The following is an 18857-nucleotide window of genomic DNA, read 5'->3' as shown; positions in this document are numbered from 1 at the left end:
GGGCTTACTTTCCAATGATGTCGTTGAGCTTGTCGGCCTCGAAGCGTTCTTTCGTCGCCGCGTCGCATGGCACGCAGTCGGCGGCTTTCTGGACCGCAGAGAGCTTCTCGATGGCCTGCCACAGCAGCGCGATCTGGTGCTCTTGCGTGGCGGCGGTGCCGATCAGGCCGCGCATGGCCTGGGTGACGGGGTCGTCCTGCTGCTGCTGTTCCACGCCGTAGGCGCTGAACCGGGCGGATTCGGTCACGTCGGCGCTCTGCCCTTCCTTCGACGGGATGATGCGCGCCGGGATGCCCACGGCCGTGGCGCCCGCGGGCACGGGCTTGATGACCACGGCGTTGCTGCCGATCTTCGCGCCGTCGCCCACCTCGAAGCCGCCCAGCACCTTGGCGCCGGCGCTCACCACCACATCCTTGCCCAGCGTGGGGTGGCGCTTGGTGCCCTTGTAGAGCGAGGTGCCGCCCAGCGTCACGCCCTGGTAGATGGTGCAGCCGTCGCCGATCTCGGCCGTCTCGCCCACCACCACGCCCATGGCGTGGTCGAAGAACACGCGCTCGCCGATCTTCGCGCCGGGGTGGATCTCGATGCCCGTGAACCAGCGCGCGAAGTGCGAGATGAAGCGCCCCAGCCACTTGAAGCCGTGCGTCCAGCACCAGTGCGCCGGCCGGTGCAGCCAGATCGCGTGCAGGCCCGGATAACAGGTGACCACCTCCCACGTGCTGCGCGCGGCAGGGTCGCGGTCGAGGATGCACTGGATGTCGGAACGCAGGCGGGCAAGCATCGGGTGGTTATTCGTATAGAGGGGCGCCAGTCTATCGTTTGGGGCTTGCGGCCTGCGTCATGGCTTTTGCGACACCGCGCAGGATGTGGATTTCCTCCTGGGTCGGTTGCGCGCGGTTGAAAAGTTGGTTCAAGCGCGGCATGAGCTTCTTGGGCGCGGCGGGGTCGAGAAAGCCGATGTCCGTCAGCGCCTGCTCCCAGTGCGCGAGCATGCCTGCCACCTGCGCGGCGTCGGCGCGCTCGCCCTGCGGCGCGGAATCCGGCGCGGGAAAGCCGCCCAGCGCCTGGCGCCACTCGTACGCGATGACCTGGATGGCCGCGCCCAGGTTGAGCGAGCCGAAGCGCGGATTCGTGGGAATGGAGAGCGCCACGTTACAGCGGTACACGTCTTCGTTGGCCATGCCGAAGCGCTCGGAGCCGAACAGGAAGGCCACGCCGGTTTCCTGAGCCGAATCGGCCTCCAGCGCTTTTCCATCAAGCGCGGGCAGCTCTTTTTTCCGTAGCATCTCGAAATGCTGGCGCGGCGTGCGCGTGGGCGGGCCGAAGTCGCGCGGCGTCATCGCGGTGGCGCACAGATGGCTCATGCCATCGAGGGCCTCGTCCAGCGTTTCGACGATGCGCGCGTTCTCCAGCACGTCCAGCGCGCCGCTCGCGCGCTGGATGGTTTCCTCCTTGCGCAGCACGTTGGGCCAGCGCGGCGCGACCAGCACGAGGTCGTCGAAGCCCATGGTCTTCATGGCGCGCGCGGCGGCGCCCACGTTGCCGGCATGGCTGGTGTGGATCAGGATGAAGCGGGTTTTCATGGCGGGCGGCGCGAAGCGGGCGAATCCGCGATTGTCGCCGCAGGGTGGCGGACTTCTCGTGTAGCATTCGCCCCCCATTTTTCCGCCGCCATGCCCCAGATCTCCGTCCACCACCTGCGCAAGACCTACCGCATCCACGAGCGCGATCCCGGCGTGCTCGGCGCGCTGCGGGCGCTGGTGCGGCCGCGCTACCGCACGGTCGATGCGCTGGCCGGCGTGTCGTTCGAGCTGCAGCGCGGCGAGCTGCTGGGCTTCATCGGCCCGAACGGCGCGGGCAAATCGACCACCATCAAGATCCTCGCGGGCATCCTGCGGCCTGACGGCGGCCGCGTGGAGATCGACGGGCGCGACCCGTTCGCCGACCGCCAGCAGCACGTGGCGCGCATCGGCGTGGTGTTCGGCCAGCGCACGCAGCTCTGGTGGGACCTACCGGTGGGCGACGGTTTCGCGCTGCTGCGCGACATCTACCGCGTCGACCCCGCGCGCTTCGCCCGCACGCGGGACGAATTGGTGACGCTGCTGCACCTGGAGCGCCTGCTCGACCAGCCGGTGCGCCAGCTCTCGCTGGGCCAGCGCATGCGCGCCGAGATTGCGGCGGCGCTGCTGCACGAACCCGACATCCTGTTCCTCGACGAGCCGACCATCGGCCTGGACGCCCCCTCCAAGCTCGCGGTGCGCGACTTCGTCCTCCGCGCCAACCGCGAGCGCGGCACCACGGTGCTGCTGACCACGCACGACATGCACGACGTCGAGGCGCTGGCCGAGCGCGTGATCGTGATCGGCCACGGCCGGGTGCTGGCCGACTGCGCGGTCGAGGCGCTGCGGGCGCAGGTCGTGGCCGCGCGCCGGCTTCATGATGGCCTGCCCGAAGATGCGGAGGACGAGGGCATGACCATCGAGGCCGTCATCGCGCGTTTCTACGCGATGCACAACGCCTCGGAAGCCTGATCCGCCATGACGCCGCAGGAACTGCTACGCCCGTACCGCGCCGCCTTCGCGTCGCGCTTTCTGCAGATGCTGCAGTACCGCACGGCGGCGTATGCGGGCTTCGCCACGCAGTGCTGGTGGGGCGGCATCAAGGTGATGGTGCTGGCCGCGTTCTACGCCGGCGCGGCGGCGGCGGACGCGCCGATGTCGCTCGCCCAGGCCATCACCTACACCTGGCTCGCGCAGGGCCTGCTGGCGCTGCTGCCGTGGACCGGCGACCCCGAGGTGGCGCAGGCCGTGCGCACCGGATCGGTAGCGTACGACCGGCTGCGGCCGGTGGATGCCTATGCGCTGTGGTTCGTGCGCTCGGCCGGCTGGATCGCGGCGCGCGTGCTGCCACGCGTGGCGCTGATGGCGGCCTTCGCGGGGCTGGCGCTGCCGCTCATGGGGCTGCACGACTGGGCCTGGCAGCCGCCGGCTGGCATGGCGGCGGCCCTGGGCTTCGCCGCATCGGCGCTGCTCGCGCTGCTGCTGTCGGCGTCGCTGGTGATGCTGCTCAACATCGCGGCGGCGGCCGCGCTCAACGAGCGGGGCATCAACGCGCTGGCGGTGCCCGCCGTCATCGTGCTCTCGGGCAACCTGCTGCCGCTGGCGCTGCTGCCCGACGCCTGGCAGACGGCGCTGCTGCTGCAGCCGCTGGCGGGCGTGATGGACATTCCGGCGCGCATCTATTTCGGGCAGCTCGCCGGCGCGCAGGCGCTGGCGGGGCTCGGGCTGCAATGCGGGTGGACCGTGCTGCTGGTGGCGCTCGGGCGGGCGGCCATGCGGCGCACCCTGCGCCGGCTCGAGGTGCAGGGCGGATGAGCTCGCTCGCCCTCTTCGCCCGCCTCGCCATGGCCTCGCTCGGCGGCCAGGCGCGCTACCCGGCCTCGGCGCTGATGCTCACGCTGGGCCAGTTCCTCGCCACGGGCATCGAGGTGGTGGCGGTCTGGGCGCTGTTCCAGCGCTTCGGCGACGTGCAGGGCTGGCGCATCGGCGAGGTGGCGCTGTTCTATGGGCTCGTCAACTGCATGTTCGCCATCGCCGACGCCCTGGGACGCGGCTTCGACGTGCTGGGCACGGAGTTCCTGCGCACCGGCGCGTTCGACCGGCTGCTGCTGCGCCCGCGCCCCCTGGCGCTGCAGCTGATGGGGCACGACGTGCGCATCAGCCGCCTCGGGCGCCTGGCGCAGGGGCTGATGGTGGTGGCCTTCGCCACGGTGCAGGCGGGCATCGCGTGGACGCCGGCCTCGATCGCCCTGGCGCTGTTCGCGCTCGCGGGCGGCGTGGCCTTGTTCCTGGGCATCCTGGTGCTGCAGGGCACGCTGTCGTTCTGGACCGTGGAGAGCCTGGAGGTCGCCAACGTGCTGACCTACGGCGGCGTGGAGGCCGCGCAGTACCCGCTGGCCCTGTATGCGCGCTGGTTCCGGCACCTGCTGACCTTCGCGGTGCCGCTGGCCTGCGTCGCCTACTACCCGGTGCTGGCGATCCTGGGCCGGGCCGATCCGCTGGGGGCGCCCGCGTGGGTGGGCTGGGCATCGCCGCTGGCGGGCTTCGCCTTCCTCGGGGCAGCCTTTGGCGCGTGGCGCCTCGGGGTGCTCCATTACGCCTCGACCGGCAGCTGACGCAGCACGGAAATACCGTCCGAGGCTAAAATGCCGCCTTTGCGCGCCCGCATCGCCGGGCAGCCCTCCCCCGCTCCTTCCTCACAATTTATGTCGTCCAATCTGCACCCCATGCTCAACGTGGCCATCAAGGCCGCACGCGCCGCCGGCGCCATCATCAACCGCGCGGCCCTCGACGTGGAGGCGGTGCGCATCTCGCAAAAGCAGATCAACGACTTCGTGACCGAAGTGGACCACGCGAGCGAGCAGGCCATCATCGAGACACTGCTCACCGCCTACCCCGGCCACGGCATCCTGGCCGAGGAATCGGGTTCCGAGCGCGGCGCCAGGCATTCCGACTACGTCTGGATCATCGACCCGCTGGACGGCACGACCAACTTCATCCACGGCTTTCCCGTCTACTGCGTGAGCATCGCGCTGGCCGTCAAGGGCAAGGTGGAGCACGCCGTGGTCTACGACCCCACGCGCAACGACCTGTTCACCGCCACGCGCGGGCGCGGCGCCTTCCTCAACGAGCGGCGCATCCGCGTGTCCAAGCGCACGCGCCTGGGCGAGTGCCTGGTCTCCACGGGCTTCCCGTTCCGCCCGGGCGACAACTTCAAGCAGTACATGGCGATGATGGGCGACGTGATGCAGCGCACCGCCGGCCTGCGCCGCCCCGGCGCCGCGGCGCTGGACCTGGCCTATGTGGCCGCGGGCTTCACGGACGGCTTCTTCGAGACGGGCCTGTCGATCTGGGACGTGGCCGCGGGCGGCCTGCTGGTGACCGAGGCCGGCGGCCTGGTGGGCAACTTCACGGGCGAGGCCGACTACCTGGAGCAGCGCGAGTGCCTGGCCGGCTCGCCGCGCATCTACGGGCAGCTCGTGGGCCTGCTGGGCAAGTACAGCAAGTTCGCCAGCGCGGGCGACAAGGCGGCCGTGCGCCAGGCCACCGAGGAAGGCGATGCACCGCCCGAGGCGCCTGCGAACGACGCTGGCGCGGCGGACGGCGACGGCGGCGAATAAGCTCCATTGCTACTGCATTGATAGCTGCCAGCGCTTTCCCAGCAAGCGCTGGAGGCACTTTTCACTTAAAACTTCAGTCAGGATCCGGATAGCGCTGGGCGATGGCGCGGAGGTCCTCCGCCAGTTCGACGAAGGCGTCCACCATGTCCGGGTCGAAGTGCGTGGCGCGCCCCTTGACGATGGTGGCGCAGGCCTGCTCGTGCGAGAACGCGGGCTTGTACACGCGCTTGCTGATGAGCGCGTCGTACACGTCGGCCACGGCCATGAGGCGGGCCGACACGGGGATGTCGTCGCCCCGCAGGCCCTCCGGATAGCCCGAGCCGTCCCACTTCTCCTGGTGGCTGTAGGCGATCTCCTTGGACACGCTGAGAAAGGCCACGCGCATGCCCAGGCGCCGCTCGGCGTCCTCGATGGCCCTGCGGCCGAGCGTGGTGTGGGTCTTCATGACCTCGAACTCGTCCACCGTGAGCTTGCCGGGCTTGAGCAGGATGCTGTCGGGAATGCCGATCTTGCCGATGTCGTGCAGCGGCGCGGACTTGTAGAGCAGCTCGATCATGCGGTCGTTCAGCACGGCCTCGAAGCGCGGGTGGTGGCGCAGCCGCTCGGCCAGCGTGCGCACGTAGAGCTGCGTGCGGCGGATGTGGTTGCCCGTCTCGTTGTCACGCGTCTCGGCGAGCGAGGTCATGGCCATGATGGTCACGTCCTGGATGGCCTGCACCTCCAGCGTGCGCAGCGCCACCTCGCGCTCCAGGTAGACGCTCTTGTCGCGCAGGAAGTCGGCCGTGGCCTTGAGCGCCAGGTGCGTGGCCACGCGCGCGAGCAGGATAGGCGGGCTGATGGGCTTGGTGATGTAGTCCACCGCGCCCAGGGCCAGGCCCTCGCGCTCGTCGTCGGTGTCCGAGCGCGCGGTGAGGAAGATCACCGGGATGTGGCGCGTGCCCTCCTGCGCCTTGATCTGGCGGCAGACCTCGTAGCCGTCGATGTCCGGCATCATGATGTCCAGCAGCACCAGGTCGGGCGGCGCGTCGGAGCGCACGATGCGCAGCGCCTTCTCGCCGCCGTTGGCCACCTTCACGCGGTAGTGGCCCTGCAGCAGGCTGGCCATGAGCGTGAGGTTGTCGGGCGTGTCGTCCACCACGAGCACGGTGGCGATCGGCTTCTCGACGAGGCGGGCCGCGGGGTCGTTCAGCAGGGGCTGGTGGTCCATGGGGGGTGTCCTCAGGAAGTCTCGGGCGCTGGCGACGCCGTGGCGGTGTCAAGCAATTCCAGGGCCTGTTCAAACGCGAAGCTGCGCACGCTGCGGTGCAGCGCCTCGAAATGCGTGCCGAGCAGGTGCGTGAACGCCTCCTCGTGCTGGCGCAGGTAGTCCACGGCGGCCGGGTCGTCGGCAAGCAGCAGGCCGCGCAGGCCGCGCACCACGGCGGGGCTTGCCCGCGCGGGGCCTTCGGCGCCGGGCCGCTGCGCGGCGCCCCGCGCCCAGGACTCCAACGCCTGCAGCAGCGGGGCGAGTGTGCCGGCCAGCGCCTGCTGCAGGGCCGCCGCGTCCGCCCGCTCGCGCAGGGCCTGCTCCAGCGCCTGGGCCTGCTGCGACAGCGCCTGTGCCCCGATGTTGGCCGCCACCGAGCGCAGCGTGTGCGCCGTGCGTTCGGCCAGCGTCCAGTCGCCCGCGGCCCGGGCCTGCGCCAGCGTCTGCACGGTGGTGCGCTGCCCGTCCACGAAGCGCCGCAGCATGTCGGCATAGAGCGTGCGCCGGCCCAGCGCGCGCTGCAGGCCCAGCGCGGTGTCCAGCCCGGGCACGCCGTGGGGCGGCTCCGGCCCTTCCTCGTCCGCTGCCGGGGCGGGCGCCTGCGCCTGCGCCGCGCGCTGCGGTACCCAGCGCAGCAGGGTGGCCCAGAGCACTGCAGGGTCGATGGGCTTGGCCACGTGGTCGTTCATGCCCGCGTCGAAGCAGCGCTGGCGGTCGGCCTCCATGGCGTGCGCGGTCATGGCGATGATGGGCAGGCGCGCGTGGCGCGGGTCGGCGCGCATCAGGCGCGTGGTGGTCTCGCCGTCCATCAGCGGCATCTGCATGTCCATGAGCACGGCGTCGTAGCTGGCGCGTGCAGCCAGTTCCAGGGCTTCCTGGCCGTTGGGCGCCACGTCCACGCGCACGCCGGCCTCGCGCAGCAGCTCCATGGCGACGAGCTGGTTGAGTTCGTTGTCCTCCACCAGCAGCACGTAGGCGCCGCACAGCCCGGGCGGCGGCTCGGGCGGCTGCAGCCCTTCCTGCGCGCTGCGCGGGCTGGGCCGCCAGCCGTGCGCCGAAGGCTGCATCAGCGTGTCGTGGAGCACGGAGGCGCTCACCGGCTTGATGAGCACGACCTCTATGCCTTCGCTGCGCGCCGCGTGCATGACCTCCTCGCGGCCATAGGCGGTCACCATCAGCATCTGCGGCACGTGCGGCAGGCCCAGGCCGCGGATGCGGCGCGCCAGCTCGATACCGTCCATGCCCGGCATCTGCCAGTCCACCAGCAGCAGGCCGTAGGGCCGCTGCGCCTGCGCCGCCGCGCTCAGGGCCTGCAGCGCCTCTTCTCCGCCGTGGGACTGCGCGGCCTCCAGGCCCATGGCCTGCAGCATGTCCACCAGCACCTGGGCGGCGGTGAGGTTGTCGTCCACCACCAGAACGCGCCGCTCGCGCAGCCCGGCCAAGGGCAAGGAGCGCACGCCTGTCTCGCCGCGCAGCAGCGGCACGATGGCCCAGAACGCCGAGCCGCGCCCCCATTCGCTGCGCACGCCCACCTCGCCGCCCATGAGTTCGGCCAGCCGCTTGCAGATGGCCAGGCCCAGCCCTGTGCCGCCGTAGCGCCGCGTGGTGGAGCTGTCGGCCTGCTGGAAGCTCTGGAAGAGCCGCTGCATCTGGTCGCCGGTCATGCCGATGCCGGTGTCGCGCACTTCGAAGCGCAGCAGTACGCGTGCGCCCTCGTCCTGCTCCAGGCGCACCAGGATGTGGATCTCGCCGCGCTCGGTGAACTTGACCGCGTTGTTGGCGAAGTTGATGAGGATCTGCCCCAGCCGCAGCGCATCGCCCACGAGCAGGGGCGGCACGTCGGGCGCCACGTCCAGCACCAGCTCCAGCCCCTTGGCCCCGGCCTTGAAAGCGACGACGTCGGCCACGCCCTCGAGCATGCGGTCGAGCGTGAAGGGGCGCAGGTCGAGCGCGAGCTTGCCGGCCTCGATCTTGGAGAAGTCCAGGATGTCGTTGATCACGCCCAGCAGGTGCTGGCCCGCCTGCTGGATGCGCACCACGTAGCCGCTCTGGCGCTCGTCCAGCCCCGATTTGAGCGCCAGGTGCGACATGCCGATGATGGCGTTGAGCGGCGTGCGGATCTCGTGGCTCATGTTGGCCAGGAACTCACTCTTGGCGCGGCTGGCGGCATCGGCCTCCTCCTTGGCCTCGCGCAGCGCCTGCTGGGCACGCTTGCTCTCGGTGATGTCGATGAACGCGCCGATGAGCCCGCCGGGCGTGCCGTCGGGCCGGCGGAAGCCGCGCAGCCAGTGGGCCGTGTCGTGCAGCTCGCCGTCGCGCAGCAGGCGCTGCATCTCCTTGTGCACGGTGACGCCGTCGCGGATCACGCTCGCGTCCTCGGCGCTCTGGGCCTGGCGCAGCGCCAGGGGCACGTCGTCCAGGTCGAGCACGGTCTTGCCGATGAGCTGGTCGCGGCTGTGCGCGGCCGTCTCCTCGAACGCGCGGTTGAAGCCCAGGTAGCGGCCTTCCGCGTCCTTGTAGAACACGGGCACGGGCACGGTGTCGAGCAGCGCCTGCTGGAACGTGAGCTGCTCGGCCACGCGCTCCTCCAGGAGCTTCTGTTCGTGGATGTCCACGTTCACGCCGATCACGCGCGTGACGCGGCCCTGCGCGTCGCGCAGCAGGCGCGCCGAGCACAGCATCCAGCGCGCCTCGCCGTCCGGGCGCACGATGCGCCAGGAGTCCTGGAAGCGCTCGCGCTGCAGGTCGGCCACGGCGGCGTCCAGCGCGAGCTGCACGCGCGCGCGGTCGTCCGGGTGCAGCACGCCCATCCACGAGTGGCGGCTGTAGCCGAGCCGCCGGCCCGCCGCGCGCTCGGGCATGCCGTGCATGCGCGTGAGGTGCGGGGACCACACCACGCGCTGCGCGGCCAGGTCCACGTCGAACACGCCGACGTTGCCCGCCTCCTGGGCCAGCTCCAGGCGCTCGTTGGCCTCGCGCATCGCGGCCTCGGCGCGCTGCGCCTCGGTCACGTCCTCGATCACCCACAGCGACGCCTTCTGGTGCCCTTCGATCCGCAGGCCGCGCCCCGACATGCGCGCCATGAAGGTCGTGCCGTCCTGGCGGCACAGCGTGGCCTGCAGGCGCACCGAGCCGCATGCCGCGAGCGTGGGCGCGTAGTTCGCCAGGAACTCGGCGTAGCCCGCATCGCCGCCGAACAGCACGCGCACGTGCGCGCCCTCCAGCGCATCGCCCGTATCGCCCATGAGCTCGGAGAACGCGCGGTTGAACTGCCGGAAATGCCCATCGCAGGCCAGCATGATGGGCGGCGCGTTGTCGAAGATCGCGCGCTGCTGCTCCAGCAGCTCGCTCAGCCGGCGCTCGCGGCGCTCCAGCTCCTGCGCGGCATGGATGCGCTCGCTCACGTCCTCCTGCAGCCCGACGATGGCGATGCGCCGCCCCTGCTTGTCGAACACCGGCGAGAGCGTGACCTCGTCGTGGAACAGCGTGCCGTCACGGCGCCGGTTCACGAAGCGGCCGCGCCAGGGGCGCCCGGCCATGAGCTGGCACCACATCTCGCGGTAGGTCTCGGCCGGCGTCTGGCCGCTGGCGATCACCGAGGGCTTCTGGCCGACCACCTCGTGCAGCGCGTAGCCCGTGGTGCGCTCGTACTGGGGGTTGACCCAGGCAATGCGGCCCTGCGCGTCGGTGATGACCACGGCCGAGGGGCTGTTCTCCAGCGCCGCCCCGAGCACGGCGAAGCGCTGCTGCGCCTGCGCCATGCGCCGGCGGTTGCGCACCAGGTCCAGCCCCATCGCGCCGACCAGCGCCAGCACCAGGAACGCGCCGGCGCCCGCTTGCATGCGCAGCGCCAGCGGCATGAGGCCGCTCAGGTCCTCCAGCATCACCAGCTCCCACAGCCCGGCGGGGTCCTGCCAGTCGAAACTGCGGCGGTCCACGGCGTAGCGCACGTTGTCGACCACGGCCTCGCGCGCATCGGTGCGGAACGGCAGCGCGGACGCCCTGCCGTTGTCGAACTGCCGGCCGAACTGGCCCATCGCGCGCACGGTGTCGATGCGCTCCTGCGTGAGCGGCGGCACCAGGGTGAAGAGCCACTCCGGCCGCGAGGACGAGAACACCACCCCCTGCGGAGAGACCAGTAGCACCGGCCGCTCCACGCGCTGCAGCAGCTCCTCGACGCGTCCGAACGCCACCTTGATCATCACCACGCCGACGATGGCGGTGGCCAGCGAATTGCCGGCATACAGGGGCGCCGCGTAGTACAGCCCCCGCTCGTGCGAATTGATGCCCTGCGCCGGGTACACCGCCACGCTGCCCTGCATGGAGCGCTGGAAGATGGGCGAGCCGCCGATTTTCGTGCCCGTGGAACTGGGGCCCACCGTCTCGTGCGCCACGATCGTGCCCTCGCGGTTGAGCACGTACACGCCGCTCACCAGGAAACGCCCGCGTATCACGCCCAGGTGCGCCAGCACCTGCGGCGCATCGCGCGGCAGCGTGCCCTGCGCGACGGCCTTGAGCGTGGGCTCGCTCAGTCCCAGCAGGGTGACCGCGCCCAGCAGCGGCCCGTTGGTGCTTTCGGCCACGAGCGCGTCGGCCGTGCGCTGCAGCAGCAAGGCGCTTTCGTGCTCGCGCTGCGCGGCGCGCGAGAGCCCCAGGGCCTCCACCGCCAGCCAGGCCCCCAGGGCCGCCACGGCCAGCACCAGCAGCGCGCCCGGCAGCCAGCGCGCGCGGCCTTCGCGCAGCGTGTCCTCCAGGGCGCCCGGCCCTTCGGCGCGCTGCTCAGCCATGGGCCGTGCTCCGGCAAAGGGGCTGCAGCGTAGCGGTCATGCGCGTCAAAGGAAATCTCCCATGGCCATTGCCGCCTCGCAGCGGCGATAGCGCAGTATGTCAAAACGTAACCATTCTTGTCTTTTTTCGTGTCGTCCGCCAGCAGGGCAACCCCGCTGCGCATACGGGACGAAGTCCGACACGGCCGAGTTCGGTTTGCGCCTAAGGTCCTCGCAGCCCCCGGAAGGAGACGACCATGCCGCGCAGCCCCCGCCACGCACGCCTTGCCACCACCCTTGCCGCCGGCCTGTCGGCACTGCTGCTCGCGGCCTGCTCCAGCCCGCAGCGCCTGGACTACCGCGTGCCCGACCAGCCGGAGGGCGCATCGGGCTACAGCGAGAAGCCCGGCTGGGCCAGCGAGCGCTTCGCCGTGGCTGCAGCCAACCCGCTGGCCACCGATGCGGGCTACCAGGTGCTGCGCGCCGGCGGCTCGGCACTGGATGCAGCCATCGCCGTGCAGATGGTGCTGGCGCTGGCGGAGCCGCAGTCCAGCGGCATCGGCGGAGGCGCCTTCCTGCTGCACGCGGCGGGCCCCAAGGTACAAGCCTACGATGGGCGCGAGACCGCTCCCGCTGCCGCCACGGAACGCCTCTTCCTCGACACCGCGGGCCAGCCTATGCCGTTCCGCGACGCGGTGGTGGGCGGCCGCGCCGTGGGCGTGCCCGGTGCCGTGCGCATGCTGGAGCAGGCGCACAAGGCGCATGGCAAGCTGGCCTGGGCCACGCTGTTCGAGCCGGCCATCCATCTGGCTGAACACGGCTTCAAGGTCAGCGCCCGGCTGCATGCGCTGCTGTCCAACGAAAAGCACCTGGCCGGCGACCCGGCGGCGCGCGCCTATTTCTACGACGCCGCGGGTGCGCCCTGGCCCGTGGGCCACACGCTGAAGAACCCCGAACTGGCCGGCGTGCTGCGCGCCATCGCGCGCAACGGCTCCAAGGCCCTGCTGGAGGGCGACGTGGCACAGGCCATCGTAGACAAGGTGAGCGCCCACCCCACCAACCCGGGGGTGCTCTCGCTGGACGACCTGGCGCGCTACCAGCCGCGCCAGCGCGAGGCGCTGTGCACGGACTACCAGATCGGCGCGCAGGGCCTGCGCCTGTGCGGCTTCCCGCCGCCCGGCTCGGGGGCGATCGCCATCGCGCAGATCCTCGGCATCCTGCGCAACACCGATGCCACAGCCATGGCGCTGCAGGACGGCCCGCAGGGGCCCGAGGACCCGCTGGGCCCGCTGCCCACGGCCGACTGGCTGTACCTCTACGGCGAGGCCTCGCGCCTGGCCTTCGCCGACCGCGCGCAGTATGTGGCCGACCCCGACTTCGTCGGCCCCCCCGGCGGCAGTTGGATGAGCCTGCTGGAGCCGGCCTACCTGGCCGAGCGCGCCAAGCTCATCGGTCCCCGGGGCATGCCCGCGGCCCAGCCAGGTACGCCCGGCGGCGCGCGCACCGCCTATGCGCCCATGCCGCAGCAGCCGGAGTACGGCACCAGCCACATCAGCGTGGTGGACGGGCGGGGCAACGCGGTGGCGATGACCACCACCATCGAGGACCAGTTCGGCGCGCGCCAGATGGTCAAGGGCTTCCTGCTGAACAACCAGCTCACCGATTTCAGCTTCGCGCCGCGCGACGCCAGCGGCCGCCCCATCGCCAACCGCGTGGAGCCCGGCAAGCGGCCGCGCTCTTCGATGTCGCCCACGCTGGTGTTCGACAAGGCCACGGGCCAGCTGCTCATGAGCGGCGGCAGCCCGGGCGGGGCGCTCATCATCCACTACACGGCCAAGACGCTGTACGGCGTCTTCCACTGGGGACTGACACCACAGCAGGCGATCAACCTGCCCAACTTCGGCACCGTGGGCGGCCCCACGCTGCTGGAGGACAAGCGCTTCACCTCCACCACCATCGAGAGCCTGCGTGCGCGCGGCACCGGGGTGCGCGAGATGGAGATGCCCAGCGGCCTGCAGGCCATCACGCGTGCCGACGTGCACGGCAAGCCCATGTGGCTGGGCGGCGCGGACCCCCGCCGCGAAGGCGTGGTGATGGGCGACTGATGCTCCTGAAAAAAGAGCTGCTGGCGCTTGATGGACAAGCGCCGGCAGCCTTTTCGATGCCTACTTGTAGAGCAGCTCGGGCAGCCACATGCCGATGCCGGGCCACAGGTAGAGCAGCACGATGGCCAGGATCTGGATTCCCATGAAGGGGATCATCCCCAGGAAGATCTGGTTCAGCGTGACGTGCGGCGGCGCCACGCCCTTCAGGTAGAAGGCCGACATGGCCACCGGCGGCGACAGGAAGGCCGTCTGCAGGTTCAGCGCCACCAGCAGGCCGAAGAACAGCGGGTCCACCCCGAAGTGGTTGAGCAACGGGATGAAGATGGGCATGAAGATCACGATGATCTCCGTCCACTCCAGCGGCCAGCCCAGCAGGAAGATCACCACCTGCGACAGCACCATGAACTCCACCTTGGTCAGGTTCATGGACAGCACCCACTTCTCGATCAGCTCCTGCCCGCCCAGCAGCGCGAACGCGGCCGAGAAGATGGCCGAGCCCACGAACAGCCAGCACACCATGGCCGAGGTCTTGGCCGTGAGGTAGACCGATTCGCTGACCACGTTGAAGGTCAGCCGCTTGTAGGCGGCCGCGAGCATGAAGCCGCCGAAGGCGCCCATGGCCGCCGCCTCGGTGGGCGTGGCCAGGCCGAAGACGATGGAGCCCAGCACCGCCAGGATCAGCACCAGCAGCGGGAAGAACGAGCCCAGCAGCATCTTGAAGATTTCCAGCCGCGCGAAGCTCAGGAACAGGTAGAAGCCCGCCGTCGCCGTGCCCAGCAGCGCGAAGCCTATCCACCACCACGTGGGCGCGGGCTGCGTCGTGGCGGCCGGTGCGGCGCCGGAGGGCTGCGCGTCCGCCGCTGCGGGCAGTGGCGCCACCGCGCCTGCGGGCTCGGTGCCGGGCGGCTCGGCCAGGGCGGCTTCCGCGCCGGGGGGCTCCTGCAGGCCGCCCAGCTCCTGCAGCGGCGGTTCTTCCAGGCCGCCGCCCTCCGAGGGCGGTTCCTGCAGGCCCGTGCCGGACGAGGACGAGCCGCCGTCGGAGAAGCCGATGGGCTGGATATCGTAGTGCTCCTCGGGCGGCACCGTGGTCACGGCGTTCCAGGTGCTGGTGGCCAGCAGCACGAACAGCAGCCCCGGCAGCACCACGAGGACGAGCTGGCGCAGCACGTAGGCGAGGGGCACGCTGGCGTTGCGCTTGCCCTTGAGCGCGTCGAGCAGGCGCCAGGGCGCGTACTGCCCACCCTGGGCCGGCAGCGCGAGCGTCTGCGGCGGCAGGGCCACCTGGCGCTCGGCCATCGACAGCGGCGGCGCCCAGGCCGGCTTGAGCTTGGCCATGAGGATCACGTAGCCGAAGTACAGCCCCGCCAGCATCAGGCCGGGGAAGAAGGCGCCCGCATAGAGCTGCACCACCGACACGCCCGCCGTGGCGCCGTAGAGGATCAGCAGCACCGAGGGCGGCAGCAGGATGCCCAGGCAGCCGCCGGCGGTGATGGCGCCCGCCGCCATGGGCGTGCTGTAGCCCGCGCGCAGCATGGCCGGCAGGGCCAGCAGCCCCATGAGCGTGACCACCGCGCCCACGATGCCGGTGGCCGTGGCGAAGATGGTGCAGGTGGCCAGCGTGGCCACCGCCAGCGAGCCGGGGATGCGCGCCATCGCCAGGTGCATGCTCTTGAAGAGCTTCTCGATGAGGTTGGCGCGCTCCACGAGGTAGCCCATGAAGACGAAGAGCGGAATGGCGATGAGCACGTCGTTGGCCATGCTCTTGTAGGCCGCCTGCACCATCAGGTCGAGCGTGCGCGTGGTGTCCCGGTCGTAGGCCAGCCACGTGAAGATCATGCCCATGCCCATCAGCGTGAACGCCGTGGGAAAGCCCAGCATGATGGCCACCACCACGAGCGACAGCATCAGCAGGCCGAGGTGGCCGTGCGTGATGGTGTCCACCGAGAGCAGCAGCCAGATCACGCTGGCCACGACCATCGCCATGATGGAAAAGCCGAACCACAGTTCCTTGCGCATCTTCATGGCTTGGCACCTCCCGCACCGTGCGCCACGGGAACCTGCAGGTCGCTGTCCGTCACGTGCACCATCTCCTTGAGTTTCTCGACGTCCACCTCTTCCACGTCATCGGCACGCCGGGGCCATTTGCCCTGGCGCAGGCAGATCACGCAGCGCGCGATCTCGGCCAGCCCCTGCAGCAGCAGCGTGGCGCCGGCCGCGGGGATCACGAACTTGAAGGGGTACAGGGGTATCGGCGTGGCCGAGAAGGTCTGCTCGCGGATGGCGAGCGACTCGTTCGCATAGGTCCAGCCGGCCCAGGTCATCGCCAGCACACCCGGCAGGAAGAAGACGATGTAGAGCGCCAGGTCCAGCCCGGCCTGCACGCGCGGGCTGAAGAAGCCGTAGAGCACGTCGCCGCGCACATGGCCGTTCTTGGACAGCGTGTAGGCGCCGGCCATCATGAACATGGTGCCGTAGAGCATGATCTGCGCGTCCAGCACCCAGGCATGGGGGTTGTTCAGCGCATAGCGGGAGAAGACCTCCCAGCAGATCAAGGCCGTCAGGACGACAGCGGCCCAGGCGGCGGTCTTTCCAATGAAGGTCGACACGGCGTCGACTCCAAGCAGCAGCTTTTGCATGGCAATGGACTAGGGGGGCCCGAAGGGGTGGGAAGAAACAGCGGGAGCCCGGCCCCCGCCTTGCGGCGCATGCGAAAGAGGGCCTCTCGCAAGGCCCTCTTCCGGGGATGGCTCCTTAGCCGCGCTTTTGCGCGAAGTAGTGGTTCCAGGCCATCTTGAAGTCGATGTCGGTGTCGTTCTTCCAGCGTCCGCTGCGCTGGGCGAACGCGCGCATCGAGTCCATCACCTTCTTGAACATCGGGTTCTCGCCGGCCTTCTTGGTGGTCACCTTGTCCCAGGCCGCGAGCTGCGCGCGCAGGATGGCGTCGGGCGTCTTGTAGAACTTCACGCCCTGCTTGGACTGCATCTCGGCGTAGTCCGTGGCGTAGCGGTCGGCGGCCTTCCAGCTCATGTCGGCGCTGGCCGCCTGCGTGGCGTAGTCGATGATGGACTTGAGCTCGGCCGGCAGCGCGTCGTACTTGGTCTTGTTGAACAGCACCTCGAACTGCTCGCTGGACTGGTGGAAGCTCTGCAGCATGCAGTTCTTGGCCACGTCGGGGAAGCCCAGCACGCGGTCGCTGGAGGCGTTGTTGAATTCGGCCGCATCCAGCAGGCCGCGGTCCAGCGCGGGCACGATCTCGCCGCCGGGCAGCGGGTTCACGGCCAGGCCCATCTCGGTGAACACGTCCACCGCCAGGCCCACGGTGCGGAACTTCAGGCCCTTCAGGTCCTCGACCTTGGCCACCGGCTTCTTGAACCAGCCCAGCGGCTGCGTGGGCATGGGGCCGTAGAGCTTGGAGACCACGTCCAGGTTCAGGCTCTTGTAGATCTCTTCCAGCAGCTCCTTGCCGCCGCCGTAGTTGTGCCAGGCCAGCACCATGTTGGCGTCCATGCCGAAGGCCGGGCCCGAGCCCCACAGCGCCACCGCCTGGTTCTTGCCGTACCAGTAGGCCACCACGCCGTGGCCGCCGTCCAGCGTGCCCTTGGCCACCGCGTCGAGCAGCTGGAAGGCGGGCACCACGGCGCCTGCGGGCAGCACTTCGACCTTCAGGCGGTTGCCCGCCATATCGTTGATCTTCTTGGCGAGATCCTGCGCGAATTCGTGGAAGATGTCCTTGGCCGGCCAGGTGCTCTGGAAGCGGAACACCGTGGTCTGGGCCGTGCTGATCATCGGCACGGACATCGCACCGGCGGCAACCGCTGCTCCCTTGAGTAGGTTACGGCGGCCTGTCGTCTGGGTCTGCTCTGTCATCTACTTCTCTCCTTGGTTGGGATGCCTGGACAATCCAGGCGTGCATCATTGGCGCGTAACAAATGCATGCAAAAGAGGGTTTACGCGAGGCCTTTGCCTTCGAGGGCCGCTGCGCTTCAAGCCAAAATGGCCTGCAGCGCTTGCATCACCTACGCAAGCAGCTATTCATTCAATAGCACACCAGAACTGCCATGACCCCATGCCACGCAGGCGAAGCCGCGCCTCCCGCACCCCCTGCGCATGCGACTGCGGACACGGGCTCCACCCGCCTGGGGCGCGCGCTGGCGCCCGGCGCGGCGGCCCACCCGGGGCGCAGCGGCATCCACCCGCTGGACCATCCGCACGACGCCTTCGCCGCCCGCGCGCTGCTGGCGCGCGCGGCCGAGCGCACGCTGGACGTGCAGTACTACATCTGGCGCGGCGACACCACCGGCACGCTGCTGCTGGGCGAATTGCTGGCCGCCGCCGGGCGCGGCGTGCGCGTGCGCCTGCTGCTGGACGACGTGGGCACCGCGGGCCTGGACGCCACGCTGGCCGCGCTGGACAGCCACCCGCGCATCGAGGTGCGCCTGTTCAACCCCTTCGCGCTGCGCCGGCCCAAGCCCCTGGGCTACCTGGCGAACCCCCTGCGCGCCAACCGGCGCATGCACAACAAGTCGTTCACGGCCGACGGGCAGGCCGCCATCGTGGGCGGGCGCAACGTGGGCGACGAGTATTTCGGCGCCACGGCCGGCGTGCTGTTCACCGATCTGGACGTGCTGGCCGTCGGGCCCGTGGTGCAGGACCTGTCCGCCGACTTCGAGCGCTACTGGGCCAGCGCCTGCGTGCGCCCGGCGCGCGGCATCCTGGCGCCGGTGGAGCCCGCCGCCATGGCGGCGCTGGCGCAGCGCGCGCAGGCGCTGATGGCTTCGGACGGCGCGTGCGGCTACGCCCAGGCCATCGCGCGCAGCGACTTCGTGCAGCGCCTGCTGCAAGGCAGCCTGCCGCTGGAATGGGCCCCGGTGCGCATGTTCAGCGACGACCCCGCAAAGGGCCTGGGCACCGCGCCGCGCGAGCGGCTGCTGCTGCCGCAGCTCGAAGCGGCGCTGGGCGCGCCGCAGCGCAGCGTGGACCTGGTGTCGCCCTACTTCGTGCCCACGGCGGGCGGTGCTGCCGCCTTCGCCACCCTGCAGGAAAGCGGCGTGCGCGTGCGCGTGCTCACCAATGCCTTCGAGGCCACCGACGTGCCCGCCGTGCATGCAGGCTACGCCAGGTACCGCAGGGCCCTGCTGGCCAGCGGCGTCACGCTCTACGAGATGCGCCGCCTGGTGCCGGGGCACACAGGCCGCGCGGGCCGGCTGGGCCGGCGCCTGGGCAGCTCGGGCTCCAGCCTGCACGCCAAGACCTTCGCGGTGGACGGCACGCGCGTGTTCGTCGGCTCGTTCAACTTCGACCCGCGCTCGGCCCACCTCAACACCGAGCTGGGCTTTCTCATCGACAGCCCGGTGCTCGCGCAGCAGGTGGCCCAGGCCTTCGACACCGAGGTGCCGCAGCAGTCCTACCGCGTGGCGCTGCAGGACGGCGCGCTGCGCTGGCACTGCGGCCTGGGCGAGCCGCCGCCGGTATATGCCGCCGAGCCCCACACCACCTGGTGGAGCCGGGCCTTCGTGCGGCTGCTGATGTGGCTGCCCATCGAATGGTTGCTGTAAGCAAAA

13 protein-coding genes are annotated in these 18857 nt (G+C 70.4%); 6 read left to right on the top strand and 7 right to left on the bottom strand.

Features of this window, described 5'->3' with window-relative positions; genetic code table 11:
- Window positions 1-4: 4 nt before the first annotated feature.
- Together cysE and AVS7_RS03920 are read right to left on the bottom strand one after the other, a co-directional pair.
- Window positions 5-781 (bottom strand): serine O-acetyltransferase, encoded by a 777-nt coding sequence (cysE, locus tag AVS7_RS03925; RefSeq protein WP_020230409.1) that lies wholly within the window; start codon window positions 779-781, stop codon window positions 5-7.
- A 31-nt stretch (window positions 782-812) separates the two neighbouring features.
- Entirely contained in the window at window positions 813-1583 is a 771-nt protein-coding gene (locus tag AVS7_RS03920; RefSeq protein WP_020230408.1) for an RNA methyltransferase, read from the bottom strand.
- 90 nt (window positions 1584-1673) lie between these two features.
- Here AVS7_RS03920 and AVS7_RS03915 point away from each other — a divergent pair, with 90 nt between their 5' ends.
- From AVS7_RS03915 to AVS7_RS03900, 4 genes are all read left to right on the top strand, one after another.
- Window positions 1674-2531, top strand: a complete 858-nt coding sequence (locus AVS7_RS03915; protein ID WP_020230407.1) for an ATP-binding cassette domain-containing protein — start codon at window positions 1674-1676, stop codon at window positions 2529-2531.
- A 6-nt stretch (window positions 2532-2537) separates the two neighbouring features.
- Complete coding sequence (locus tag AVS7_RS03910; protein ID WP_020230406.1) at window positions 2538-3374, top strand: ABC-2 family transporter protein; 837 nt, start codon at window positions 2538-2540, stop codon at window positions 3372-3374.
- Window positions 3371-4174 carry an ABC transporter permease gene (locus tag AVS7_RS03905; RefSeq protein WP_020230405.1) on the top strand — a complete coding sequence of 268 codons (804 nt, stop codon included), beginning with the start codon at window positions 3371-3373 and terminating at the stop codon, window positions 4172-4174. Before AVS7_RS03910 ends, AVS7_RS03905 begins: the two co-directional genes overlap by 4 nt.
- A 90-nt stretch (window positions 4175-4264) precedes the next feature.
- On the top strand, window positions 4265-5179 hold the full coding sequence (locus tag AVS7_RS03900) for an inositol monophosphatase family protein (RefSeq protein WP_020230404.1): 915 nt from the start codon (window positions 4265-4267) through the stop codon (window positions 5177-5179).
- 73 nt (window positions 5180-5252) lie between these two features.
- Here AVS7_RS03900 and AVS7_RS03895 read toward each other — a convergent pair whose 3' ends face one another.
- Together AVS7_RS03895 and AVS7_RS03890 are read right to left on the bottom strand one after the other, a co-directional pair.
- On the bottom strand, window positions 5253-6386 hold the full coding sequence (locus tag AVS7_RS03895; protein ID WP_020230403.1) for a two-component system response regulator: 1134 nt from the start codon (window positions 6384-6386) through the stop codon (window positions 5253-5255).
- 11 nt (window positions 6387-6397) lie between these two features.
- Window positions 6398-11212 (bottom strand): PAS domain S-box protein, encoded by a 4815-nt coding sequence (locus AVS7_RS03890; RefSeq protein WP_020230402.1) that lies wholly within the window; start codon window positions 11210-11212, stop codon window positions 6398-6400.
- Between the two features lie 236 nt (window positions 11213-11448).
- Between AVS7_RS03890 and AVS7_RS03885 the strand changes: the two genes are divergently transcribed.
- Window positions 11449-13296, top strand: a complete 1848-nt coding sequence (locus AVS7_RS03885; protein ID WP_020230401.1) for a gamma-glutamyltransferase family protein — start codon at window positions 11449-11451, stop codon at window positions 13294-13296.
- A 60-nt stretch (window positions 13297-13356) separates the two neighbouring features.
- On the opposite strand, the gene AVS7_RS03880 is transcribed toward AVS7_RS03885, so the two are convergent.
- The 3 genes from AVS7_RS03880 to AVS7_RS03870 form a co-directional block, all read right to left on the bottom strand.
- On the bottom strand, window positions 13357-15318 hold the full coding sequence (locus tag AVS7_RS03880; protein ID WP_024000906.1) for a TRAP transporter large permease subunit: 1962 nt from the start codon (window positions 15316-15318) through the stop codon (window positions 13357-13359).
- Entirely contained in the window at window positions 15315-15932 is a 618-nt protein-coding gene (locus AVS7_RS03875; protein ID WP_020230399.1) for a TRAP transporter small permease subunit, read from the bottom strand. The genes AVS7_RS03880 and AVS7_RS03875 overlap by 4 nt, the downstream gene beginning before the upstream one ends.
- Window positions 15933-16047: 115 nt before the next feature.
- Window positions 16048-17163: a TRAP transporter substrate-binding protein gene (locus tag AVS7_RS03870; protein ID WP_024000905.1), complete on the bottom strand. Its 1116-nt coding sequence runs from the start codon at window positions 17161-17163 to the stop codon at window positions 16048-16050.
- Between the two features lie 191 nt (window positions 17164-17354).
- On the opposite strand from AVS7_RS03870, the gene AVS7_RS03865 reads away from it, so the two are divergent.
- A complete protein-coding gene (locus tag AVS7_RS03865) occupies window positions 17355-18851 on the top strand; it encodes a phospholipase D family protein (RefSeq protein ID WP_020230397.1) in 1497 nt (498 codons plus the stop codon).
- Window positions 18852-18857 lie beyond the last annotated feature (6 nt).

The organism is Acidovorax sp. MR-S7 (genome assembly GCF_000400995.2).
Classification (GTDB): Bacteria; Pseudomonadota; Gammaproteobacteria; order Burkholderiales; family Burkholderiaceae_C; genus MR-S7.
Note: the sequence above shows the minus strand (reverse complement) of the source record. Positions and strands in the feature narration are given on the sequence as shown.